The sequence below is a fragment of the Pediococcus cellicola genome (genome assembly GCF_001438655.1).
GTDB classification, from domain to species: Bacteria; Bacillota; Bacilli; order Lactobacillales; family Lactobacillaceae; genus Pediococcus; species Pediococcus cellicola.
On record NZ_JQBR01000002.1, the window covers coordinates 219,758 to 243,953 of the forward strand.

The following is a 24,196-nucleotide window of genomic DNA, read 5'->3' on the forward strand; positions in this document are numbered from 1 at the left end:
TATTTAACTGAATAGACGCTTCTTTGGTATAATGAAGCCAAAGTCAATTGGAGGGATTACAATGAAACGTGAGCGCTTACTAAAAATTGAAGGTAGCGTTAATTTTCGTGAATTGGGCGGCTATCAAACCAAAGATGGTCACATGCTTAAATGGCAAAAGCTGTTACGTTCAGGTGATTTGAGTCGTTTAACTGATCAAGATGTTCAAAATTTGGCTGAATATGGCTTACATTACGACATTGATTTACGTTCTCCTTCCGAAGCCAGCTGGTTAACAGATCGCCTGCCCAAATCGACAATTTATCGATCTTATCCCGTTTATCCAATTGCCCAAAATGACCATTCAGATTTACCTAAACTACCTGAAGAACAGGCAGAAACCGATTATTTACATCCGTATGCCTTAATGATTATGAACCCTCAAAGTCAACTTGCCTTTCGAACCATGTTTCAAGATTTATTGGCAAATGATAAGCCGAATCAATCACTCCTTTTCCATTGTGCGGCTGGCAAGGACCGTACAGGTGTGGCCGGTTTCTTAATTTTGACTGCTTTGGGTGTGGCTTATGAGACCATTAAACAAGATTATGTCTTAACCAACATTGTGTATAGTACTTTTGATCAAGACGAATTACGGCACCGCCTGCAAAATAAAAAAGCTGCCACCATGGTCAATCAAATGAATGCCGCCCTACAAGTACAAGGCGATACTTTGGACGTCGCAAAACAAACTATCTTAGATAATTACGGCGATTATGCCAATTATTTTGCACAAGCCATGCATCTATCAGAAGCAGATTTGACAGACCTAAGGCGTATTTACTTACAGTAAAGAGGCTAATTATGGAAAAAAATCGTATTTTACCCATTCAATCGGGGTTAAATCTTCGTGAGCTCGGCGGCTACCCTACTAAAGACGGTAAAACAGTTCGGTGGCAAAAATTATTGCGCTCTGGCTATTTATCCGTATTAAAAAAAGACGATCAACTTTTTTTGACCGACTATGGTTTGCGCTACGATGTAGATTTACGCTCTGACTACGAAATTGCACGTAATCCAGATCCACAATTGCCCCACGTTACGCACATTTCCGCATCCGTTTATCCATTTGCACAACACACTTCGCTCGGGTTTAAACGGTGGTTAAAACGGCTTTTTCATAAGGATAGTCAGCCGGTACCGAGTGTCTTAAGTGATCCTTACCAGTTAATGGTGCTGGATACACACGCGCAAAGTGCTTTTAAAAAGCTATTTCAAGCAATGCTAGCTAATGACCAGCCAAATCAATCTGTTTTATTTCATTGTGCCGCTGGAAAAGATCGCACAGGCGTGGCCGGTTTCCTCGTTTTGAGCGCTTTAGGGGTCGACCAAGACACCATTGAAGAGGATTATTTACTCTCTAACCGTGTTTTATTTGGCACACATACGCCGGTGACAACGACGACAACCCACAATGCAGCTTTAGATAAAATGAATGAGGCTCGAAATGTGAATTTGAGAAGCCTGCGGTTAGCCAAAAAGGCCATTGAAGATACCTATGGCAATATAGAAAACTATTTGCATAAGGCAATGAAGCTAACAGATGCAGATCTCAAGCAGATAAGGGACTTGTATACAATATAAGTGCATTTAAAGGCCCGTATCGTTTCAAGATTTAGTCTAAAAGTGAAGAAAAAGCGCTTTGACTTCAAGCATGGCCTAGAAAACCGATTTCCCGATTGCCACTATTAAAGTTTAAAGAAGTAAAGAGACTGGAAAAAGTTTTTCCAGCCTCCTTTATTTTTATAGAAATACTAACAATACAACGGCAATTAAAAAAACAACACCTAGGAACGCTGCCGAAATAGCTTCCCATCGATTAGCACCTTTCATATCAACTCGTAAGCCAAACAAGACACTAAACGCCAGAACTAAAATTAACATCTTTTCAATTTCAGAATAATCATTACTATTTTGAAAATAACCGGTAAACCAACCTACAACGCATGCAGCGACTACCACTATGCCAATGCCAAAATCAGCCCAATATTTTGCCCGCATAAGCTCACATCCTCGTTATTCAATCTTGCCTCTATACTACCTTACTTATTTCCCAAATAGCAACGGAAATCATCAAAAATGCTTCGTTTACTGTCAAGCACAACTCCGCAAGTCAACTCAAGAAAATTAAGCAGGGCCTCCAGCGAGATTGCCATCCCGCCTACGCCCTGCTTAATTTTCTTGAGTTACCCGACTTGCTTCGTTCACTTTTTTTCTTCTTCGTGCTACACTACAGTCATCAAATACACAAAGATTGGAATGATCATTATGACTACTAGTGCTGAACACATGTGGGACTCCTTCTCAACTTCCCACAACCTTACCAACAAAACCTTTCAAACTCGCTGGTTTGGCGAACAATCAGATCCCGCCGCCATCACTGAACTCACCAACAAAATTCTCGCTGGCGACAAAATTTCCACCTCCAAACCCTTAGCCTACTACTCCTCTGAAGGAGAACAAATTCCACAACCCGGTGACTACTACGTTCTCTTAAATGCCGACATGCACCCCGTTGGCATCATCGAAACCGTAGTTTCTGAATTGATTCCATTTCTGCGGGTCTCTGCCGAACACGCTTATAACGAAGCCGAGGGTGACCGTACCCTAGCCGACTGGCAAGCTCGCAGTCAAGCCAAATTCACCACACAAATGAAACAATTCGATCGTCAATTCTCCACTAACGACCCCATTGTTTGTGAAGTCATCAAATTAGTTTACAAAGATTAGTTATATATATCATATGATTTTACTTATTAAAAAGATGTATGTATAATACACATTATAGAAACCTATCCCCGAATTAAAGGAGAATGTGTATGAAAATTTATCCAGCTGTTTACTCTGTACGTAATGACCTTGTGGAGCTAATCGTTCCCGACTTTCCAGGTATGCTCATTGAAGGTAAAACTTTAGTTGAAGCTACCGAAAAAGCAGAAAAGTTAATCACTTCTCAGTTAAAGATGCCTGAACCTTCTGATATGAAAAATACGCATTTAGTGGAAGGCGAACACATGATTATGTTACCAATCAACGAATATTCCGGAAAAAACACCAAACGCATTCGGCGTAATGTGACCATTCCGCAATATTTGAACGATTGGGCAAAGCAATCTGGCATTAATGTCTCCCAAGTTCTTACTGAAGCACTTGATCAAAAATTCAAAACAACTGTATAAAGCTTTTTACCTAAGACAATTTTGTAACGTTGTCTTAGGTTTTTTGTCTTTTAAGCGACTTTCTCCCTTACTGGTGGTACACTGATTTCACAAAGGGGAAATCAAATATGCACAACATACATACAAATTCTTGGAAGGTAAATGTGGGCTACTTCTTAGCCGCACAAAACTTTTTCCTATTTGGGTCATCTGCCGTTTACTTTGCCATTTTATGGTACATAGCACTCCAAACTTCATCTGGAACCTGGATCATGTTAGCGACCATGGCGACTACCCTACCGCAAATTCTCATTTCATTGTGGGCAGGAATTTGGTCTGATCAATATAGTCGCAAAAAGTTAATCATCGCTTCCAGTTCGCTAGTAACTTTACTTACAATTGTGACGGCCCTCATTTATTTTTTTGCTTCTCATGATTTGTGGCTCTTATTACTTATCGCCGCCGTTCGTTCTTTAGGATCCGGTATTCAAACACCCGCTGGTAACGCCCTTCTACCCGAAATCACACCAAAAAAAGAGCTCTCCCGAATAAACGGTCTCAACCAGTTCATCAGCTCAATTTTACTGCTGATTTCACCCATCTTGAGTGGTTTTATTCTCGGACAACTCGGTATTATTTTTGTCTTTGTTGTGGATTTAGTTACGGCGACTACTGGAATCTTATTAATGTTAGGTGTCCGTGCACACCAGCAAAAACCACAAAAGCGTACACGCATTGCAGGTTTAACAGGTATTTGGGATGGCCTTCGCTATACCTTTTCTCATCAATACCTTCGCAATTTTATGCTTTTTACCTTAATTGCTTTTGTTCTGGTTGCGCCTTCTTCACAGTTATCCACCCTTTATGTCAAAAGGACATTTGGGTCAGCCGTGTGGCGCCTCACGCTAAATGAACTTTTATGGACGATTGGCGCCTTGTTAGGGAGCTTTTACATCACAATCCATAAAAAATTACCGCACAAGATCAGGCTCATCGCCTTAGGATTTGCAGGGTCAGGCATTAGTTTTGCCGTAATGGGACTGTCTGAACCATTTTGGGTTTACTTAGTGTTTATGTTTTTCTCAGGAATTTGCATGCCCATTATCCAGGCCACTTCAAACATTTTGATTCAAGAAAATGTGTCACCGACAAGAATGGGCCGTGTGTTCTCTATTCTCCAAATCGTCTCAACTGGAATCTATCCAATTGCCATGCTGTTCTATGGCCCACTAGCTGATGTAATCGCTATTCGTTACATTTTAATTGTGACCGGTCTATTACTAATCGGTGTTGCTGGACTCTTTTACAAACGTCTCCCTCAGCTTTCCGACAAGCTTAAAGACCTGAATTAATCCAAACCAACTCGCTTAAAAATATAAGCAACATTCTTTAGATGATACCGATAATCAAAGGCGTCATCTATTTCTTTTTGGGAAAGAAATTTAGTGATGACCGAATCCGACTCAACCAACGGCTTAAACTGAATTTCTTCATCCCATGCTTTTGCTGTCAATGGTTGAATCCGATCATAAGCCGCTTCACGTGATAACCCTGCATCAATCAACTTTAGCAACACTCGTTGACTATAGATGAGACCAAAACTGCGTTTCATATTAGCCTTCATATGTTCTGGAAATACAGTCAAATTAAGAATCAAGCGATTCATTCGGTTCAAAATATAATCCACCAAGATGGTAGTATCTGGTAAAATAATACGTTCCGCGGATGAATGCGAGATGTCCCGCTCATGCCATAAATTAACGTCCTCGTACGCCGTTTGCACATGACCTCTAATTACACGCGCCAGTCCCGAAACGTTCTCAGAACCGATAGGATTACGTTTATGTGGCATTGCAGACGAGCCCTTCTGTCCAGTTGCAAAGTGTTCCTCAACTTCACGGACCTCCGACTTTTGTAGGCCACGAATTTCGGTAGCAAATTCTTCAATACTGGTTGCAATTAGTGCCAAAGCCGCAATATACTCTGCATGCAAGTCACGTGGTAAAATTTGGGTTGAAATTTCTTGCGGCCGTAATCCTAATTCTTCACAAACTAATGTCTCCACCTGCGGATCCACGTTGGCAAATGTTCCCACTGCACCACTGATTTTTCCAGCTTCCACACCTTTGGCAGCATGCTCAAACCGTTCAATATCCCTTTTAATCTCCGAATACCAACGTGCTAACTTAAGTCCAAAAGTCATCGGTTCTGCATGTACGCCATGCGTTCTTCCCATCATCACCGTATATTTATATTTTTTGGCCTGATCTGCCAAAGTGGCTTTAAAAGTTTCTAAATCCTTACGAATCACATCATTAGCCTGTTTTAGCCGCAATCCTTGTGCCGTATCCACTACGTCCGTACTAGTTAATCCATAGTGCACCCACTTTTTCTCTTCTCCAAGTGATTCAGAAACGTCACGCGTAAAAGCAATGACATCATGATGGGTAACAGCTTCTATTTCTGCAATTCGGTTCTCATCAAATTTAGCTTTAGTTGCGATCTTCGCAACATCTTGTGCGGGGATCTTGCCTAACTTTCCCCATGCTTTTACAGCAGCAATTTCGACTTTTAACCATGATGTGTACTGGTTATGCAGATTCCAGACCTTGGCCATCTCATCTCGTGTATATCTTTCTAACATTCGTGTCCTCACAATCTTTTCAATAAAAAGCAATTTTAAAAAGCACAATTTACTATAGCATACAATTATCGTCTATTCTACACATTTTGATGATAAACCGTTATATTTTTGCTTTTTAATTTCAATTTTCCGTATTATTTTTAAAGTTATTTTTGTAAATGTACGTATTTTGCTTGAATTCATCTCAAAACCTTGTTACACTAATTGAGTTGTTTAATTCAAATTATTCGGGGGTATTCAAATGTCATCAATTGTAGTTGTTGGTAGCCAATGGGGCGATGAAGGTAAAGGAAAAATTACGGACTTTTTGGGCCGAGAAGCTAAATTGACCGTCCGTTTTTCCGGTGGCGATAATGCCGGACATTCAATCGTTTTTAATGGAAAAAAGTTTGCATTACAGCTTATTCCTTCTGGCATTTTTAATCGCAACGGTCTAAGTGTCATTGGTAACGGCGTCGTGGTTAATCCCAAATCTTTACACAATGAACTCCACTATTTGGAAAGCAACGGCATCAAAACCGATAATTTGCGTATTTCCGACCGTGCTCAGGTTATTTTGCCCTATCATATTCGCTTGGATGAATTACAAGAGCAAAGCAAAGCCGCTGGTAAGATTGGTACTACGCACAAGGGCATCGGTCCGGCTTACATGGACAAGGCCGAACGAATTGGTATCCGCATCTGTGATTTATTAGAGCGTGATACTTTTGCAACCAAGCTAAAAGCTAATTTAACCGCTAAAAATAACTTATTTACGAAATTGTATGAAACAGAACCTATGAAATTCGAAGATATTTTCGAATCTTATTATCAATTTGGTCAAGAAATTAAGGACCGGGTCACAGACACTTCTGTACTCATTAACGAAGCTTTAGACCAAGATGCCCAAGTTTTATTCGAAGGCTCGCAAGGCGTGATGCTAGATTACGATCACGGTACCTATCCATACGTCACCTCGTCGAACCCCATTGCAGGCGGGGCAGCCGTGGGATCTGGTATTGGTCCTTGGCGTATTAATCACGTGGTTGGTGTCTGCAAAGCTTATACCTCTCGCGTCGGAGATGGTCCATTCCCGACAGAACAATTAAATGAAATTGGCGATTTAATTCGTGAAACGGGACATGAATATGGCACAGTTACAAAACGTCCTCGTCGAATTGGGTGGCTTGATACTGTTGTACTGCGACATGCGACAAGGGTCAGTGGCTTAACTAGCTTATGTTTAAACTGTCTGGATGTGTTGACTGGTCTAAAAACCATCAAAATCTGTACAGCTTATCAATTGCACAATGAAACAATCACGCATTACCCCGCCTCAGAAAAAGATATAGAGAATTGCCAACCCATTTATGAAGAACTTCCGGGTTGGACCGAAGACATTACGGGTTGCAAAACACTTGAAGCGTTACCTGAAAATGCCCGTCAATATCTTAAGCGGGTCAGCGAATTAGTAGGTATCCCACTATCTACATTTTCCGTGGGTCCTGATCGTGAGCAAACCAATGTGCTAGTCAACACTTGGAACGCCTAATTTGCCAGTGTAAGAAGACTTCTGAATATAGAAAGGTCCGAAAAATATGAGAGTTTTTGATTACGAAGACGTTCAATTAGTTCCAAACAAATGTATTATTGACAGCCGTTCTGAAGCAGACACGACCACCAAACTTGGTAACTATACGTTTAAAATTCCGGTTGTTCCTGCAAATATGGCTACAGTCATCAACGAAGAGCTATCTATTTGGTTAGCAAAACACGGTTATTTTTACGTCATGCATCGTTTTGAGCCAGAAACAAGACTTCCTTTTATTCAGAAAATGCACGCCCAAAAGCTCATTGCTTCGATCAGTGTAGGCGTCAAAGCAGAAGAATTTGATTTCATTTCTCAATTAGCTGACCAAAAGTTGACTCCTGAATTTATCACGATCGATATTGCACATGGGCATGCTAACAGTGTTATTGCCATGATCCAACATATCAAAAAACTGCTTCCCACAGCTTTTGTCATCGCTGGTAACGTGGGAACACCTGAGGCCGTTCGTGAGTTAGAAAATGCTGGTGCTGATGCAACTAAAGTTGGCATCGGCCCCGGAAAAGCCTGCATTACGAAACTAAAAACTGGTTTTGGGACTGGTGGCTGGCAGTTAGCTGCAATTCGTTGGTGTGCCAAAGCAGCCAGTAAGCCCATCATTGCTGATGGTGGCATCCGGACGAACGGTGATATCGCAAAATCTGTTCGTTTTGGCGCGACAATGGTCATGATTGGTTCCTTAATGGCCGGACATCAAGAGTCTCCTGGCAATTTGATTACAATCGATGGTAAGAATTACAAGCAGTACTACGGATCCGCATCAGAAACCCAAAAAGGTCAGCATAAGAATGTAGAAGGTCGCCAAATGTTAGTCCCTTATCGTGGTCATATTAAAGACACCTTAGAGGAGATTCATCAGGATCTCCAATCTTCTATCTCTTACGCAGGTGGGCGTTCCTTAGATGCTATCCGCAAAGTAGACTATGTGATCTTGCATGGCGTCAATGATTTTAACTAAAAAGAAACCGACCTTCAGAAGTCAGAGCAAAAATCTAACTTTTGAAGGTCGGTATTTTTATTTTTTAAACCGCTTTTTAAATCGTTTTTCCCACTTTTGGGTAGTATCTTCTAAATTCCCCAGTTTTAATTCCTGGCAAGTCGCATTAATAACGCCGCCAATCATAATCACAAGCGCTGAAAAATCTAACCAAAACATCAGTGCAATGAAAGTTCCCAATGTTTTATAACTATTAATAGAATGGGCAAAATAACGCAAATACATGGTAAAAAACTGCGAAATCCCCATCAGGCCAAGCGTGGCCGCCGCAGCGCCTAAAAGCACGTATTTAAATTTAATCCGCGCATTGGGGACGACATAATATAAAATTGCCAAACTTAGAAAAATAACAATCAACGCCGAAGGTAATTTTACGTTACCTACAAAATGAAAAAGGCTATGTGGTAACTTTAGTATTGGCGTGAGATAAGCGACAATCGTTTGTCCAAAACTAAAAAACAACATCATGATACTGATCAGAATGACAAAAAAGACAGTCAGAAAAAAAGAAACGACACGATTAATGATAGGATTCTGAAATTTAGCAACCCCATAAGCACGATTAATGGATCGTTGAAAGGCAGCTACGGCCTGACTTGCAGACCATAACATCAGAATTGCCCCAAACGACATCAACTCACCGTTACCCTTTTCCAAAAAGTCTTTGACAATCGGCTGGGTTATTTGGTAAATGGTACTAGGCACGACCGTTTCGATATATTCCAAGACGGTTGTGACATCAATATGAAATAATGGCAATAAATTACCAATAAAAATTATAGCTGGAAACATTGCTAATAATGTATAAAATGCCAAAACAATTGCATTATTTGCTGCGTCAGCTCGGTTAAATCGCAGCATAAATCCTTGCCAAAATGTTCGACATTTATGACCAAATCTCTGCAAAGTCATGTGATATACCTCATTTTTAGTTAACTTAAACAGTATACAACATTTCAGTTACCCAGCGGTCCATTTTATTAATGTAACGGTTTGCATACACTTTTTATTTTATAAATTTGATTATTTAGTTGTCTTTTTAGTATTTTTAATTAAAACAGCCATGACTAACCCAAAAATTGCAACCAAGAAAAAGGTGAAAAAGACGGCTCGATATCCCGTTTGTGTGGCTACTTGATGCCGATAGCCTTTTACCACTTGATTTTGAGTGACCGTTGTTAAAATAATGGTGGCAATGGCGACACCTAGGGACCCTAATATCTGGCGAACCGTTGTGATTACTGCCGTTCCATGGGCAATCAAATTATCGGCTAATGAATTAGCACCTAAAGTGGTGGCCGGCATCATTACAAAAGCATTTCCGCCTTCAATTAGCATAGCAATTCCCATCATCGCAATTAAATTTAGCGACCTGGAACATACAAAAAGAATTCCCCATCCCATTGTGATCATGCCCATTCCGATTAAAAGGACGCGCTTAAAACCGATCCGATCAGCTAGTTTTCCTGTCACAGGGTTTAATAAGCTAAGTAGCACCGCCCCCGGCACTAATGCCATTCCAGAAGCAAAGGGTGATAAATGCAGGACACCTTGGTAATAAAGCGGAAAAATAATCGTGGTCACAATCAATGCAATGTAAGAAAAACCTGTCAATAAAACAGCTAGATCATAATTAAATGTTTTAAGGACACGTAACTCAAGCATCGGTTTCGTGGTATGAAATTGACGATAAACAAAATATACCAACATGAGTAAGCTCACTGCCAATAGTCCAAACTGGGCTGGCCAGTTAACACCCGGTTTCCCCAGCTGATTAATCACAAATAATAACCCAATCAAACCAACTGAACTGATAACCGATATAAAATCCAATTGCGTTGGCTTTAAAGTCATCACATTAGAAATGAATCGAAACGACAAGGCGAACACAAGCGTAATAATAAGCGCGAAAACGACAAACAATCCTTGCCAAGTGGTAAATTTCAAAACAATTCCTGAAATGATTGGGCCAATTGCTAAAGCCGACCCCATTACCAAACCAGCCACACCCATTGTCGCACCACGCGATTCAGCAGGTGTAATGGTCAGCATGACACTTTGATACGCAGGGAATAAGATCCCCACTCCAACAGCTTCTAAAATTCTTCCCAACATCATAATTGGAAAGCTAGGTGCCACCAAAATAATTAATGTGCCCACATCAAATAGTAATAAAACGGCTTGAAATAAACGTTTAAACGGCACGTTGTTTAGCAGCCACGGACTGATTGGCATCATAATACACATAATTAACATAAATCCAGTGGTCAACCATTGAATGGTAGTCGCTGACACTCCAAAGTACCGCATCAAGGTTGGATACGCGGTTGACAGTGAAGACTGACTGATTGACATCGTAAATGTGCCTGCCAACAAAATTGCCACAAACCAGTTGCGTAACTTTTGATTGCCTTTAAACCGACTTACTTGTTCCTCCAAAGAAATCACTCCCAACTAACCTATGCCTAAGTTAGAATCATTTTAAATCGATTTAATTGTATTTCATATTTAGTCTGATGTAAACTACACATGTCAATTATTCATCAAAGTGCATGAATTCAAGTTGAAGTAATCTAAAAAAAGTGATTAAATAAGTATACTTACTAAACGAAAGAAGGACCAACTATGGGCAGTGAAGTTGACGAAGCTTTTACAGAATTACAACGCCGACACGTGCGTATGACGCCGCAACGTCGCACAATTTTGACCTACTTAGTGACTCATCACAACCACCCTACCGTGGAGACCATTCACGAAGCTTTAGATCAACAAACACCCAATATGAGTCTGGCAACCATTTACAACACCTTAAAATTGTTTGTCGATTTAGGAATCGTCATCGAACTAGCCAATGGAGAAGATGGCGTACATTATGATTATTACAACAAACCTCATTATCATGCCATTTGTACCAATTGTGGCCGCATTGCAGATGTCTTTTATCCTGACTTTCCTAAAGTTGCACAACAATTGGAAAAAGAAGCTGCTGATCAAACGGGATATCAAATTACTGGAAATCACATCGAAGTTTACGGTTTATGTCCACAATGTCAGAAAAAACTAAATTCAAAATCATAAAAAGCATTCAAATTTTGTCATCAATTTGAATGCTTTTTTGTAAACTGCAAACCATGGCTTTCACGACACGCCATTATTTTTGCAGTAACCATCCTCAGGACAACTCCGCAAATCAGTAAGCGGCATTTAAACGTGGCTCCATGCGGGATTGCCATCCCGCCTCTGACCACACCTGAAACTACCTGTATTTGTTCACTTTCCTCAGGACAACTCCGCAAATCAGTAAGCGGCATTTAAACGTGGCTCCATGCGGGATCGCCATCCCGCCTCCGGCCACACCTGAAACTCCCTGTATCTGTTCACTTTCCTCAGGACAACTCCGCAAATCAGTAAACGGCATTTAAACGCGGCTCCATGCGGGATTGCCATCCCGCCTCCGGCCACACCTAAAACTACCTGTGTTTGTTCACTTTCCTCAGGACAACTCCGCAAATCAGTAAGCGGCATTTAAACGTGGCTTCATGCGGGATCGCCATCCCGCCTCCGGCCACACCTGAAACTCCCTGTATCTGTTCACTTTCCTCAGGACAACTCCGCAAATCAGTAAACGGCATTTAAACGCGGCTCCATGCGGGATTGCCATCCCGCCTCCGGCCACACCTAAAACTACCTGTGTTTGTTCACTTTCCTCAGGACAACTCCGCAAATCAGTAAGCGGCATTTAAACGTGGCTTCATGCGGGATCGCCATCCCGCCTCCGCCACGCTTAATTTCCGCTTACTAACCGATTTGCTCCGTTCACTTCTTTTTTTAGGACCGCTCGGCAAAACAAAAGGCGGAAATTAAGCACAACTCCCACGGGATCACGATCCCGCCTCCATCACTTTTCCCCCTGCTTTTTTCCGCTAAGCCCTAGGACCGCTCGGCAAAACAAAAGGCGGAAAATAAGCACGATTCCCGCGGGATGGTCATCCCGCCTCCATCATGCTTATTTTCCGCCTTTTACCGTTTTGCCTCGCGCACTCTACCTTACCTGCGCCGCCGTCATAATTGCCACCTTGTACACGTCTTCTTCACTCGCTCCTCGCGACAAATCCGACACCGGCGCATTCAATCCCTGCAATATCGGCCCAATCGCCTCAAAATGACCCAATCGCTGCGCAATCTTATACCCAATATTTCCTGACTGCAACTCTGGGAACACAAACACCGTTGCATGCCCTGCCACCTTCGAACCCGGTGCCTTACTTGCCCCTACATCCGGTACGAACGCCGCATCAAACTGCAACTCACCATCAATTTCCAACTCCGGTGCCTTCTCCTGCGCCAGCTTCGTCGCCTCCTGCACCTTTGTCACCATATCGCCCTTTGCAGAACCCTTTGTAGAAAAGCTCAACATCGCAATCTTCGGATCAATATCAAAGATCTCTGCCGTATGCGCGCTTTCCACCGCAACTTCCGCCAATGTAGCTGCATCCGGATCAATATTAATAGCCGTATCTGCAAAGATATAACGCTCATGATTACGCTGCATCACAAATGCACCACTAATTCGCTTCACACCCGGCTTGGTTTTAATAATCTGAAGAGCCGGACGAACCGTATCACCCGTTGCATGTACCGCGCCAGAAACCATGGCATCCGCCTTATGCAAATACACTAACATCGTCCCAAAGTAATTCACATCTGTCAGCATCTTTTGGACTTCTTCAACCGAGTTTTTGCCCTTGCGGCGTGCCACCAAAGCCTCAACCATAGCTTGCTTATCATTTTCAGGATACATATCTGGATCGATGATCTCCACATGTGCCAAATCCACATCATCTTTAGCTGCTTTTTCTTGAATTGTAGCTACTTTACCAAGTAACACTGGTTTTACTAAATCTTGTTGTGCTAACCGTGATGCAGCGGCATAAATCCGAGGCTCCTCACCTTCAGGAAAAACAACCGTCCGCTTTAAGCCTTTAATTTTTGCCTTTAAATTGTCAAATAAATCCATCATGAATTCCTCCCTGCTAACTCTGTGATTGCTTATTATTCTTCATTCTTAAAACGTTCAACTTCACGCGCAATTGCCAACTCTTCGTTAGTTGGTACAACCAAAACTTTAGCTTTGGAATCTGCAGCACTAATATCTCGTAACTCACCTTGCACCTGATTTTTTTCGTCATCAATCTTGAGTCCAAAGTAATCTAATTCGTCCACGATCATTTTCCGAACCAGCATGCCGTTTTCACCGATTCCTGCCGTAAAGACTAACGCATCAATACCATGCATTTCTGCGATATAAGCCCCAATATATTTCACAATATTATTGACAAAGATTTCGACAGCTAATTCCGCACGGCGACTTTTATGCCGAGCTTCCAAAACATCACGCATATCTGAAGAGATTCCAGAGATTCCCAACAATCCAGACTTAGTATTCAAAATTTTGATCATATCGGCAAAATTAGTAATCTTTAACTTTTCCATCAAATAATTCACTAAAGAAACATCGATATCTCCCGAGCGAGTCGCCATTGTGATGCCAGAAACCGGCGTAAAGCCCATCGACGTATCATAAGATTGTCCATTTAAAATGGCGTCAATGGAGGAGCCAGCTCCCAAATGCAAGGTGATCATTTTCAAAGCGCTTAAAGGCTTTCCAAGTAGTTTAGCAGCATCTAACGCTACTGATTGATGGCTTGTCCCGTGAGCGCCATACTTTCGTGCCCCATATTGGGTGTAATATTCATAAGGAATACTATACAAATAATTTTTCGGTGGTAACGTCTCGTGAAATGAAGTATCGAATACCGCCACATTAATTACATTGGGCAGTACTTTTTGCATAGCGCGTATGCCCACCACATTTGCTGGATTGTGCAGTGGAGCGTACTCTGACAAACTTTCGATTTGTTGAATCACTTTCTCCGTAATCTTGACAGAGCCCTTAAAGATCTCACCACCAGCAACCACACGATGTCCGACACCCGTGATCTCGTCATAACTTCTGATGATCTTTAGGTCAATCAACGCATTTAACACGATATTTATCGCCACTTCATGGTTTTTTACTGGCTTTTCAATTCGAATATTTTGCTGATCTCCATAAATAATTGTAAACGTAGACCCATCAATACCAATTCGGTCCACCTGTCCACTCGCCAAAACTTTTTCACTTGGCATTTCAAACAGTTTGAATTTAAATGATGAACTTCCTGCATTAATCGCAAGTGTTTTTTCCATAATTATTAAGCCCCACTCTTATTCTTTATGCCTGCAATTGAATCTTGATCACAATCTCACTTTACCGCGTTCAGACTAAATTCTCAACGCACATTCACATAAATTATACCTTATTGTTTTAAATAAGAAAACTCAATACATATGCCCATAAAAAAAGAGATTTGTTCTACATAACGTAAATTCATATAGAATAAATCTCTTGGAAATAGTTAAATTTTATTTGTTTGTTAACTTGCTTGCAGCTGCTTCATCCAGAATAACGGTGACATTTGCATGCTGTTGTAAGATACTTGCTGGTAAGTCTGGGGTATCTGGACCTTCAATCATCCCTTTAACTGCATCAGCTTTTTCAGCACCATAAGCTTCAAGCAAAATGTGTTTTGACTTCATAATTGAAGCTAATCCCATTGACAAAGCTTCCTTAGGCACATCGTCCTCGTTAGCGAAGAAACGTGCGTTGGCATCGATAGTCGATTGTGTAAGTGATACTCGGTGTGTGCCAATATTACGTGGTGTGCCTGGTTCATTAAAGCCAATGTGGCCGTTACGACCTAGACCCAAAATTTGTAAATCAATTGGATTGTCTTCAATAACCTTATCATAACGTTTGGCTTCAGCTTCAATATCCTTAGCTAAACCATTTGGTAAATAAGATTTTTTGAACGGCTTTTTGTTAAACAAATGTTCATGCATAAAGTAATTATAACTTTGGTCATTATCAGCTGATAATCCGATGTATTCATCCAAATTGATTGAAATAGAATCACTAAAATCTAGATCACTGGCAATAATGTCGTTATAGGTTGTAATTGGTGTGCTTCCAGTTGCTAAGCCAAAAACATGTGCCCCATTTTTCTTTGCATTCTCGAAAATTTTGAAACCTTCTTGGCCGCCTTCAACCTCATTTTTTACAACGATAATTTTCATGACTAATCTCCTTTTTGTTTTTGATGTCATTTTGTAATTGTAAACTTCAACTACCACACGAAATGTCCAGTCGAACCGAGCCAAAAACCGGCAACTTATGCTAGCTTCCTACTGTTCTTAATGCCGTTTTACAATCACAAAATCCAATTCATATTGGTATAGCCCAATTATATAATCTCCGCGTTTAAATTGCAAGGGTATAGACCAAAAAGTTCCTTTATTCAATCTTTCGGCTCTTTAATGACCTTGTTATGGCACGAAATCTAACATCACACCCCCGAAGGCTATGAGTTGCTCATTTCAATTTTTCTAGTTATACTAAACTCATATTTGAATACAGGGGTGCTGGATCCAATCCGGCTGAGATAAAAACTAGTGGTTTTTGACCCTCGAACCTGATATGGATAATGCCAGCGCAGGAAGTTGTAATCTTTACGTGATCATAAGATGGTCACGTAAAGATCCATTGAAACAGACAAAGCTTGAGCTGGCGATTTATCGTCGGCTTTTTATTTTGTTTCAAGAAAGGAAAAAATTATGAATACAAGTGTTGCCATCCAAATTCTCCCCATGTTGGAGGATGATCAAAAAGTTGTGGCTGTCGTTGATAAAGCAATTGAATACATCCAATCCACCGGTGTGTCGTATGATGTGGGCGCCTTTGAAACAACCATTGAAGGCGATTATGATCAACTAATGGAAATCGTAAAAAATATTACAAAAATTGCGGCCGAAGCAGGGGCACCACAGGTCATGACGTACGTTAAGATCGACTACAAGTCAAAGGGCAAGGTTCTAGGCATTCATGAAAAAACAGACAAATATCAACATTAATGTTTTGCCATTTTTACTGATTATTGTTCTCCTGTTCGTCTGGCAGGGAATAAGCTATTTTCAAATGGTCCCCACTTATCTACTGCCTTCACCGATCAGTGTTGTTCAGGCTTTTATCGCTGACTTCGGCACCTTAATGGCCAATGCTGGGGTAACTTTGTTGGAAGCTTTTTGGGGCTTATTAATCGGTGTCATCAGCGGTGTGCTTATTGCGATTGTCATGGATTTGTTCACCCCGCTTTACAAGGCCGTTTATCCACTTCTCGTGATTAGTCAAACAGTCCCTGCTGTTGCCATTGCCCCTCTTTTAATTTTGTGGTTCGGCTACGGCATGTTGCCGAAAATTGTGCTAATCACCATCACCACTTTTTTCCCGGTCGCCGTCGAAATGCTGAGTGGTTTTCGATCCACAGACCCGGATTTGATTCATCTCATGAACACAATGGGCGCTACAAAATGGAAACTTTACTACTATGTCAAATTTCCGAATTCCTTAAATCACTTTTTTGCTAGTCTTAAAATATCTGTTTCTTATGCTATTGTCAGTGCCGTTATTTCCGAATGGGTAGGTGGCTTTAGTGGTCTGGGTGTTTATATGACCCGTGTCATGAAATCATATGCCTACGATAAAATGTTTGCTGTTATTTTTTTAATTTCGGGATTAAGTTTGCTTTTAATCTGGTTAGTGACATTCATTCAACACAAAATAATGCCTTGGGAGACGAATAAAAAATGAAATTTTTCAAACCTTTTTGGAGTTATCTCGGTATCACGCTTTTACTCATTTTGGTGTTAAGCGGGTGTGCTTCCAACTCTCAAAACACAAAGACTAAAACCATTACGGTTGTTCTCGACTGGACGCCCAACACCAATCATACTGGGATGTATGTAGCCAAACAAAAGGGCTATTACAAAAAAAATCACCTTAACGTGAAGTTTGTTCAACCTCCTAAAGATGGTGCCGAGCAACTCGTGGCAAGTGGCAAGGCACAAATTGGCGTTTCCGCACAAGATACTTTTGCAGGTGCCATTGCTCGTCGTAACCCGCTACCAATCACCACCATTGCTGGAATTGTCCAGCACAACACCTCAGGCATTATGTCTCGTAAAGCAGATGGTATTACGGCACCGAAGAAAATGATGGGTAAACGTTATGCCACCTGGGACTTACCTATTGAGCAAGCCACCATTAAGCAAGTCGTCCAAGATGATGGCGGCTCCTATGGCAAAATAAAAAAAATTCCTAACAACAGTACCGACGAAGTAGCCACTTTAAGAGCTAAGCAAGCAGACGCCATTTGGGTGTTTTATGGCTGGGCCGGAGAAAACGCGCAAGTTAAAAACTTTCCGATTAATTACTTCTCGTTTCGTTCTTTAAATAAAGTTTTTGACTATTACACCCCAACACTCATCGGCAACGATCGCTTTTTAAAACGCAATTCTCAGGTAACCAAAGACTTCTTGAAAGCCACTGCTGAGGGTTATCATTTTGCCAGCAAGCATCCACAAACGGCTGCAAATCTCCTAATGGCCGCGGTACCTGAATTAAAAAGTAATCGTAAACTAATTTACGCTAGTCAACGCTATCTTTCGAAGCAATATTCATTGGGCACTGACCAGTGGGGAAAAATTGACGCTCAACGCTGGAATCGTTTCTACAGCTGGCTTAACCAAAATCACTTGGTCACTCAACAGCTGAAAAAGGATCAAGGCTTCACAAATCGCTATCTTTCAAAATGAGGGGTTCATATGATTCTTTTACAAACACAACATATTTCTAAAACTTATACACAACAACCAATCCTTTCTGACATCAACATTCACCTGAATCAAGGAGAACTTGTCAGTATTTTAGGCGTGAGCGGCATTGGAAAAACCACCTTATTCAACATCATCGCGGGTTTAATTGCGCCACAAACCGGCCAGGTCCTCCTAAAGGGACAGTCGATTACCAATCAAACCGGGAAAATCAGCTATATGCTCCAAAAAGATTTATTGTTACCCTACCGAACCATTATGGGAAACGTTATTTTGCCGGCTCTTATGCAAGGCGTGGCGAAACACGAAGCAGAGGAAAAAGCCGCCCCTTTGTTCAAGGTCTTCGGGTTAGAAAAAACCGAACGTCTTTATCCCAATGCCTTATCCGGCGGTATGCGGCAAAGAGCAGCCCTACTTCGAACTTATATGTTTTCCAAGGAGGTGGCCCTTTTAGATGAACCATTTAGTGCGTTGGATGAGATTACCAAACATCAGGTTCATGACTGGTATTTGAATTTAATGAAAAGAATCAACCTTTCCACCTTATTAATCACCCATGATGTTGATGAAGCCATTTTGCTTTCAGATCGTATTTACATTTTAAATGGCCATCCCGCAACTATTTCTAAGGAAATTCAAATTGATGCACAGTTAAAACAACAAGCTGATTTTGAATTGAGTCCCACTTTTCTTAAGTACAAACGACAAATTTTAGATCTGCTTTAAAATACACTTTAAATAGCCAAATCCTTTGCTTTCAATAAAGTTTTAGTTTATATTCTAGTTGAGTGCAGTAAAGCTTACGCTAATGCATTAGTTTCGTTACGACTTATTCTAATAATCAATCGTAAAGGAAATGTTTTTTGAAATTAAATTGATATCTATCTTAAAGGAGCTGTGACTTATGGCAAGTGAAATTGTATTTTTTAATCCCGGTGACTCACTAGGAAACTTTCATGATTACAATGAGGCGGTTCGCAGTGGTCAACTTTACAAACATAAAGACCAAACCCCTCATGAACTCGTAATTGCAACTGACCCTAAAAATAATGAAGAATATGTTGTTTTTTATGCTAAAGACGCCGTTGATCCGGCAGATAAGGATAAGCATGGCACCCAGTATCATGTCTCAAAGCATCTTTAAATTTTTGGCATGCGCCCTAACAAAGGAGGATTTGTCATGACTTTTGCAGAGCAACTTCTGACACAACGTAAACGAGCTGGTTATACGCGCAGTGCTTTAGCTAAAGAGCTAAATGTCAGTCCAGATCTCATCTCAAAATGGGAACATGGTGAAAACGAACCGAATGTCGACGAATTACGTCAGTTACATGAAATTTATCAAATCAGTCTGGATGAGCTCATATTGAATACATCCCCAAATAAAGCTGTAAATCCTTCCCGATGGCTTACGCAAATCGATAAAGCTTTAAAACGAAAATAACAAAATGTGCTTACGTTCATCAAATTTTAGATAACAAAAAAGGCTGAGGAATCACTCCCTCAGCATTTTTCTATGATTTAGTAAACATCAACGTTTGAACCGAATTCTGCTTCTAAATCTTCTAATAGTGTTTTTCTTTCAGTTTTACATTCTTTTTCAGAATATTTAATAAATAAAAACCTCGCTTCATTAATGCCTAAGCAGTGACAATCGTATTAACGATTTACTGTTTTTGGACATTAACAGCTTGTGGGCCACGATCGCTATCTTCAACATCAAAAGTAACTTCTTGGTTTTCTTCTAAAGTCTTGAAACCGTCACCTTGGATTGCTGAAAAATGAACGAATACATCGTCACCATTTTCGCGGTTGATAAAACCAAATCCCTTATCAGGGTTGAACCATTTAACTTTGCCTTTTTCCATGTGGATAAATCCTCCTAGCGCAGTGCGCTTTTTTAATTTTGTATCCCACAGCCAATTACGAAAGGAGTAATACTTGGAAACTCCGTACCTTTAATAACAAACTAATAAAACACATTAACCATAGCTTAACAGTTAACGCCACACAATACAAATAAAACGACCTATTCTTTCCATATATTTTTTTACCGGGCCGCAATATCTGTTGTGCTGTCCACATTAGCCGGGTATGATGGTTCTAGGGAGTGAGTTATCATGAATGATTTCTTTACATTTTTAATTATCATTAGTTTACTGGGGTTTATAATTTTGGAGATTATCAACCTCTACCATAAAGTTACGCACAATCGGTCTTTTTACACTAAAAAAAGCACCAATTTTATTTTGGCAACCGTCCTTATTTTTTGCGTGGCGATGTTTGGCTTTCTCAGTACTGATCCCACACCGTCAATGAGTACCCAGCCTGTTAAAAAAATTTATAAAACAGAAACCGTGGGTAAAGGTCAACTGACATCTGCTAAACTTCAGGCCTACCAACTGGCAAAAGTCTCATCTAAAGTCACCTCGCAATCTGATTCTGTTGTCAAACTTGCGCATCAAGCGACTTCTCAAAAGGAAGTCTACGCAACATCAGTTTCCGCACAAAAAGCGCAACAAAACTCAAAAAGTCTTGCCGCACAAAAAGCCTCAGAAAGTCAGGCCAAGGCGCGTACCAAACAGGCGGTACAAGCTAAAAAGGCCGTTGCAACTAAAGCGAGCCACACCAGTTCAAAACGTGATTTGGATACCGGATCGAAACAAATGATTATTGGTAATGTGAATTCACATATTTACCATGTTCCGGGACAAGCCGGTTATCATATGAACGCTCAAAACGCCGTTTACTTTAAAACGGAATCGCAAGCACAAGCTTCTGGGTATCGCAAAGCCAAGAGATAGTAAGGAGACCTCGTAAATGTTCATTGGTATCATTTTTTTAATTATTGCACTTTTTGCCATCATCGTGGCTTTTCGACAACGTAAAGACCGAATTTGGTTCATTTTACTGGCTGTCATCACCCTTTTTTTAAGTTGGAACCAAGCTGGTACTTACGCTCGTCATCGTGCGTTTCATCGTGAAAATATTAACTCAACTAAAGTCATTACCAAAGTCAATTCAAGTGCCAAAAAATTAGCAACTTCGCTCAAGACCAAAAACAGTCACTTGGCTACTGGTTTATCATCTAAATCTGCCTCTTTGAAGAAAAAAGCTGGTAAATTACATATGGCAATTGCCCAGTATCAGTCTAAGGCTAGCCAAACACGAACTCAAAGTACAGATCAATCCCAATTAGCTAATAAAACTTTTTCAGGTCAACAAACGATCCTTGTGAATCAAAATCAACCCGATTTTACCAGCCGTGATTTAGCCACAACACGTGGCGCTTGGCAAACGTATGGTAACTTAGACCACTATAATCGTGTCACCGCCGCCAATGCTTTACTAAACAAACGATTAATGCCAACGCAAGCGCGTGAAGAATTAGACGTTGATCCGACTGGCTGGCATAACAAAAAAACGGCCAATGGGTGGCTGTATAATCGTTGTCATTTGATTGGCTATCAGTTAACTGGACAAAATAATAATGCCAAAAATTTAATGACGGGCACACGTTCTTTAAACGATCCCGAAATGACCGTCTATGAAAATAAGGTAGCGGACTATCTAAAAGCATCTAAAACCCACTATGTGCGTTACCGCGTGACTCCTATTTTTCGTGGCAGCGAGCTAGTTGCGAGAGGTATTCAGATGGAGGGCCAATCAATCGGCAGCAACGCTATTCATTTTAATGTTTATATTTTTAATGTTGAATCTGGCTATACCATTAATTATCAAACCGGAACAAGCGTCAAGAAATGAGGTTGAGAAATGAAAATTGTCTTTCATATTGATGAAATTGCTAAGTGGCAAACAACTATTAGTAACATCACTAATGCTTTAAATTATGCACAGGAACAAAACGTAACCATAGCTTTAATTGTCGTTGTCAACGGTGCTGCCATTACAGAATATCGGGATCCTAAAATTAGAACATTTATCAAAAGTCATCGCACGCAAGTAACTTTTCACGCTTGCCAAAACGCGATGAATAGTCACCAAGTTACGGCGCAACAACTTCCCGATAGCGTTAAAATTGTTCCGGCTGGGATCATTGACCTAGCCCAGCTACAAGACCAAGGTTACCGTTACATCAAGCCTTAATGACCCTCTTCCAAAAGATTCTTTTGATATTCTAAATTACTTTTTGACTATTTCAATCAAAATTAGTGGTATGCTTAAGGAAGAGATGATTTTTAATCCTTCTTAAGTTTTATCAAGTATTTTAAAATAAATCAGCCTAAAATGAATTAAAGTTTTTTAAAAGGTAAGCCAAACCAAATACTGGCTTACCTTTTTGTGTGCTGAAAAATGATAGGAGTAAGATTTATGCAATCACAACAATTAACCTCAAATAAACAGGTTTCAAGCCACACTATTTTAGCCATTCTTGGGACTGGACTGCTTTCTTTTTGTGGTATTTTATTAGAAACCGCAATGAATGTCACCTTTCCCACGTTAATGCACACTTTTGGTGTCTCCATCTCGGCGGTGCAATGGTTGACATCCGGTTATCTGTTGGTTGCTTCCTTAGTCATGACCTTAGCCTCTTATATGCATAAACAATTTAAATTGAAACTCTTATTCATTTGGGCGGTTGACCTCTTTTTCGTAGGTCTCTTTTTATGTATTTACGCCATTAATTTTCCCATGCTACTCATTGGCCGTTTAATTGGCGGGATTGCCACAGGAATGTCTACACCGCTTTTGTTTGGGATCATTAACTATGATATCCCGGTTCAAAAACTCGGTCGCTACATGGCAATGGGAGCCATCATCGTTTCTATGGCTTCAGTAGGTCCAACCTATGGTGGTTTAGTGTTATTCCATTTAGGTTGGCGGGCAATTTTTTGGATTGTTCTTCCCTTGGCTGTCTTTGCGGCAATACTTGGTATTTTCAACATTAGACAAACCCGACCGATCCACAAAACACAATTAGACTTAAAGGGATTCCTTTGGTTAGCTGGTGTATTTGTTCTCATTTCTTTAGCTTTCAATGAGGCGGCTGTTCATGGTTGGGCAAGTCTTTTCTTCTGGATATTACTGCTATTAGGTTTTGCTTCAGGTTGGTTATACGCCAATCATGCGCTACACCTTTCCACAGCTTTAATCAATATTCACATTTTTAAATATCATCGGTTTGTTTTAAGCTTTGTGGCCTACGCCTTATGCCAATTAATCAACATTGGCATGAGTTTCTTATTGCCCAACTATGGTCAGTTAGTGGTTGGTGCAAACTCCTTATGGGCTGGTTTATTACTCTTACCTGGTAGCCTGTTACGCCTGTTTTTGATGCCTTTTGGTGGCGTTGTTTTAGACAAAAAAGGAGCTGCAATGCCAATTCTAACTGGAATCAGTACCACACTCCTTTCAGGAATTTTATTTTTAAGTTTTCAATCGTATTTAACGATTCCTTTAATGACTCTCTTTTATGCACTTTTTAGTGCTGGCTTTTCTTTAACCTTTAGTAATCTGCTGACAGATGGCATGAAACAGCTTCCTGGCGATCTCAAGGGAGATGGTAATGCCGCTTTTAACGCCATTCAGCAATACGCTGGTTCAATTGGGGCTTCCTTAATGGCTACTTTTATTTCGATTAGCCAATTGCACGCCAATGGTTTAACAACCACTCGTGCCACGGCTCGAGGAAGTATGCATGACTTTGTGGTACTCATTGTAATGGCATTACTCATGTTGGGGCTGCAGATCTTTAATTTTAGACTCGCTAAGCAAAAGACGAATGATAGTAAAGTTCATTAGGTGGCGTCAAAATAGTCTGCTATTTTAATTGCCTTAGGACAGCTTCACAAAGCAAGCAAGTAAAAATAGACACACCTTCCGCGGGATTACGATCCCGCATACGGTTCCGACTTTTTTGCTTTCCGCTGAGTCTGAGGACAGCTCCACAAATCAGTCAAAAAATATAAGCAAGGCTCCCAGCGGGATGCAATCCCGCTTCCGCCTTACTGTTTCTCTATTTTTTCCACCGAGCATTAGGA

General features: G+C 40.7%; 26 protein-coding genes and 1 riboswitch. Of the genes, 18 read left to right on the forward strand and 8 right to left on the reverse strand.

Annotated elements, in window-relative coordinates; all coding sequences use genetic code 11:
* The first annotated feature begins 61 nt into the window (after positions 1–61).
* Together IV80_RS02895 and IV80_RS02900 are read left to right on the forward strand one after the other, a co-directional pair.
* Positions 62–832 carry a tyrosine-protein phosphatase gene (locus IV80_RS02895; RefSeq protein ID WP_057749255.1) on the forward strand — a complete coding sequence of 257 codons (771 nt, stop codon included), beginning with the start codon at positions 62–64 and terminating at the stop codon, positions 830–832.
* Between the two features lie 11 nt (positions 833–843).
* Complete coding sequence (locus IV80_RS02900) at positions 844–1,623, forward strand: tyrosine-protein phosphatase (protein ID WP_057749258.1); 780 nt, start codon at positions 844–846, stop codon at positions 1,621–1,623.
* Positions 1,624–1,782: 159 nt separating this feature from the next.
* On the opposite strand, the gene IV80_RS02905 is transcribed toward IV80_RS02900, so the two are convergent.
* Positions 1,783–2,040, reverse strand: coding sequence for a hypothetical protein (locus IV80_RS02905; RefSeq protein WP_057749261.1), 258 nt, complete (start codon positions 2,038–2,040; stop codon positions 1,783–1,785).
* Between the two features lie 267 nt (positions 2,041–2,307).
* Here IV80_RS02905 and IV80_RS02910 point away from each other — a divergent pair, with 267 nt between their 5' ends.
* The 3 genes from IV80_RS02910 to IV80_RS02920 all read left to right on the forward strand — a co-directional run bounded on the left by IV80_RS02910 (position 2,308) and on the right by IV80_RS02920 (position 4,549).
* On the forward strand, positions 2,308–2,769 hold the full coding sequence (locus IV80_RS02910; RefSeq protein ID WP_057749264.1) for an ASCH domain-containing protein: 462 nt from the start codon (positions 2,308–2,310) through the stop codon (positions 2,767–2,769).
* Between the two features lie 89 nt (positions 2,770–2,858).
* Entirely contained in the window at positions 2,859–3,218 is a 360-nt protein-coding gene (locus IV80_RS02915; RefSeq protein WP_057749267.1) for a type II toxin-antitoxin system HicB family antitoxin, read from the forward strand.
* Between the two features lie 107 nt (positions 3,219–3,325).
* Positions 3,326–4,549 (forward strand): MFS transporter, encoded by a 1,224-nt coding sequence (locus IV80_RS02920; RefSeq protein WP_057749269.1) that lies wholly within the window; start codon positions 3,326–3,328, stop codon positions 4,547–4,549.
* On the opposite strand, the gene purB is transcribed toward IV80_RS02920, so the two are convergent.
* Positions 4,546–5,841, reverse strand: coding sequence for an adenylosuccinate lyase (purB, locus tag IV80_RS02925; protein WP_057749272.1), 1,296 nt, complete (start codon positions 5,839–5,841; stop codon positions 4,546–4,548). The two genes, IV80_RS02920 and purB, sit on opposite strands and share 4 nt — an antisense overlap.
* A gap of 241 nt (positions 5,842–6,082) precedes the next feature.
* Here purB and IV80_RS02930 point away from each other — a divergent pair, with 241 nt between their 5' ends.
* Positions 6,083–7,372, forward strand: a complete 1,290-nt coding sequence (locus tag IV80_RS02930) for an adenylosuccinate synthase (RefSeq protein WP_057749276.1) — start codon at positions 6,083–6,085, stop codon at positions 7,370–7,372.
* A 46-nt stretch (positions 7,373–7,418) separates the two neighbouring features.
* Positions 7,419–8,387 (forward strand): GMP reductase, encoded by a 969-nt coding sequence (locus IV80_RS02935; protein ID WP_057749279.1) that lies wholly within the window; start codon positions 7,419–7,421, stop codon positions 8,385–8,387.
* Between the two features lie 57 nt (positions 8,388–8,444).
* On the opposite strand, the gene IV80_RS02940 is transcribed toward IV80_RS02935, so the two are convergent.
* Both IV80_RS02940 and IV80_RS02945 read right to left on the reverse strand, forming a co-directional pair.
* Complete coding sequence (locus IV80_RS02940; RefSeq protein WP_057749282.1) at positions 8,445–9,338, reverse strand: YihY/virulence factor BrkB family protein; 894 nt, start codon at positions 9,336–9,338, stop codon at positions 8,445–8,447.
* Positions 9,339–9,449: 111 nt separating this feature from the next.
* Positions 9,450–10,865 carry an MFS transporter gene (locus IV80_RS02945; protein ID WP_057749285.1) on the reverse strand — a complete coding sequence of 472 codons (1,416 nt, stop codon included), beginning with the start codon at positions 10,863–10,865 and terminating at the stop codon, positions 9,450–9,452.
* 186 nt (positions 10,866–11,051) lie between these two features.
* On the opposite strand from IV80_RS02945, the gene IV80_RS02950 reads away from it, so the two are divergent.
* On the forward strand, positions 11,052–11,504 hold the full coding sequence (locus IV80_RS02950) for a Fur family transcriptional regulator (protein WP_057749288.1): 453 nt from the start codon (positions 11,052–11,054) through the stop codon (positions 11,502–11,504).
* A gap of 964 nt (positions 11,505–12,468) precedes the next feature.
* Here the strand turns inward: IV80_RS02950 and pta are convergent.
* From pta to IV80_RS02980, 3 genes are all read right to left on the reverse strand, one after another.
* Positions 12,469–13,443, reverse strand: coding sequence for a phosphate acetyltransferase (pta, locus tag IV80_RS02970; RefSeq protein ID WP_057749301.1), 975 nt, complete (start codon positions 13,441–13,443; stop codon positions 12,469–12,471).
* Positions 13,444–13,478: 35 nt separating this feature from the next.
* Positions 13,479–14,675: an acetate/propionate family kinase gene (locus IV80_RS02975; RefSeq protein WP_057749304.1), complete on the reverse strand. Its 1,197-nt coding sequence runs from the start codon at positions 14,673–14,675 to the stop codon at positions 13,479–13,481.
* Between the two features lie 216 nt (positions 14,676–14,891).
* Positions 14,892–15,602, reverse strand: a complete 711-nt coding sequence (locus IV80_RS02980) for a glucosamine-6-phosphate deaminase (RefSeq protein WP_057749307.1) — start codon at positions 15,600–15,602, stop codon at positions 14,892–14,894.
* Between the two features lie 328 nt (positions 15,603–15,930).
* Positions 15,931–16,041: riboswitch (TPP riboswitch) on the forward strand.
* 98 nt (positions 16,042–16,139) lie between these two features.
* On the opposite strand from IV80_RS02980, the gene IV80_RS02985 reads away from it, so the two are divergent.
* From IV80_RS02985 to IV80_RS03010, 6 genes are all read left to right on the forward strand, one after another.
* Positions 16,140–16,436 carry a thiamine-binding protein gene (locus IV80_RS02985; protein WP_057749310.1) on the forward strand — a complete coding sequence of 99 codons (297 nt, stop codon included), beginning with the start codon at positions 16,140–16,142 and terminating at the stop codon, positions 16,434–16,436.
* Positions 16,408–17,172: an ABC transporter permease gene (locus IV80_RS02990; protein ID WP_057749313.1), complete on the forward strand. Its 765-nt coding sequence runs from the start codon at positions 16,408–16,410 to the stop codon at positions 17,170–17,172. The genes IV80_RS02985 and IV80_RS02990 overlap by 29 nt, the downstream gene beginning before the upstream one ends.
* Positions 17,169–18,176 (forward strand): ABC transporter substrate-binding protein, encoded by a 1,008-nt coding sequence (locus IV80_RS02995; RefSeq protein WP_057749315.1) that lies wholly within the window; start codon positions 17,169–17,171, stop codon positions 18,174–18,176. The genes IV80_RS02990 and IV80_RS02995 overlap by 4 nt, the downstream gene beginning before the upstream one ends.
* A gap of 9 nt (positions 18,177–18,185) precedes the next feature.
* Positions 18,186–18,920 (forward strand): ABC transporter ATP-binding protein, encoded by a 735-nt coding sequence (locus IV80_RS03000; RefSeq protein ID WP_057749318.1) that lies wholly within the window; start codon positions 18,186–18,188, stop codon positions 18,918–18,920.
* 178 nt (positions 18,921–19,098) lie between these two features.
* Positions 19,099–19,338, forward strand: coding sequence for a hypothetical protein (locus tag IV80_RS03005; protein ID WP_057749321.1), 240 nt, complete (start codon positions 19,099–19,101; stop codon positions 19,336–19,338).
* A 36-nt stretch (positions 19,339–19,374) separates the two neighbouring features.
* The gene (locus tag IV80_RS03010; RefSeq protein WP_057749323.1) at positions 19,375–19,638 is read left to right on the forward strand and encodes a helix-turn-helix domain-containing protein; all 264 of its coding nucleotides are present in this window, start codon (positions 19,375–19,377) and stop codon (positions 19,636–19,638) included.
* 223 nt (positions 19,639–19,861) lie between these two features.
* On the opposite strand, the gene IV80_RS03015 is transcribed toward IV80_RS03010, so the two are convergent.
* Positions 19,862–20,062 carry a cold-shock protein gene (locus IV80_RS03015; protein WP_057749326.1) on the reverse strand — a complete coding sequence of 67 codons (201 nt, stop codon included), beginning with the start codon at positions 20,060–20,062 and terminating at the stop codon, positions 19,862–19,864.
* Between the two features lie 252 nt (positions 20,063–20,314).
* Here IV80_RS03015 and IV80_RS03020 point away from each other — a divergent pair, with 252 nt between their 5' ends.
* From IV80_RS03020 to IV80_RS03035, 4 genes are all read left to right on the forward strand, one after another.
* Complete coding sequence (locus IV80_RS03020) at positions 20,315–20,998, forward strand: sunset domain-containing protein (RefSeq protein ID WP_057749329.1); 684 nt, start codon at positions 20,315–20,317, stop codon at positions 20,996–20,998.
* 16 nt (positions 20,999–21,014) lie between these two features.
* Positions 21,015–21,959, forward strand: coding sequence for a DNA/RNA non-specific endonuclease (locus IV80_RS03025; protein WP_057749332.1), 945 nt, complete (start codon positions 21,015–21,017; stop codon positions 21,957–21,959).
* Between the two features lie 9 nt (positions 21,960–21,968).
* Positions 21,969–22,301, forward strand: a complete 333-nt coding sequence (locus tag IV80_RS03030) for a DsrE family protein (RefSeq protein ID WP_057749335.1) — start codon at positions 21,969–21,971, stop codon at positions 22,299–22,301.
* A 225-nt stretch (positions 22,302–22,526) separates the two neighbouring features.
* The gene (locus IV80_RS03035) at positions 22,527–23,957 is read left to right on the forward strand and encodes an MFS transporter (protein ID WP_057749338.1); all 1,431 of its coding nucleotides are present in this window, start codon (positions 22,527–22,529) and stop codon (positions 23,955–23,957) included.
* Positions 23,958–24,196: the final 239 nt, after the last annotated feature.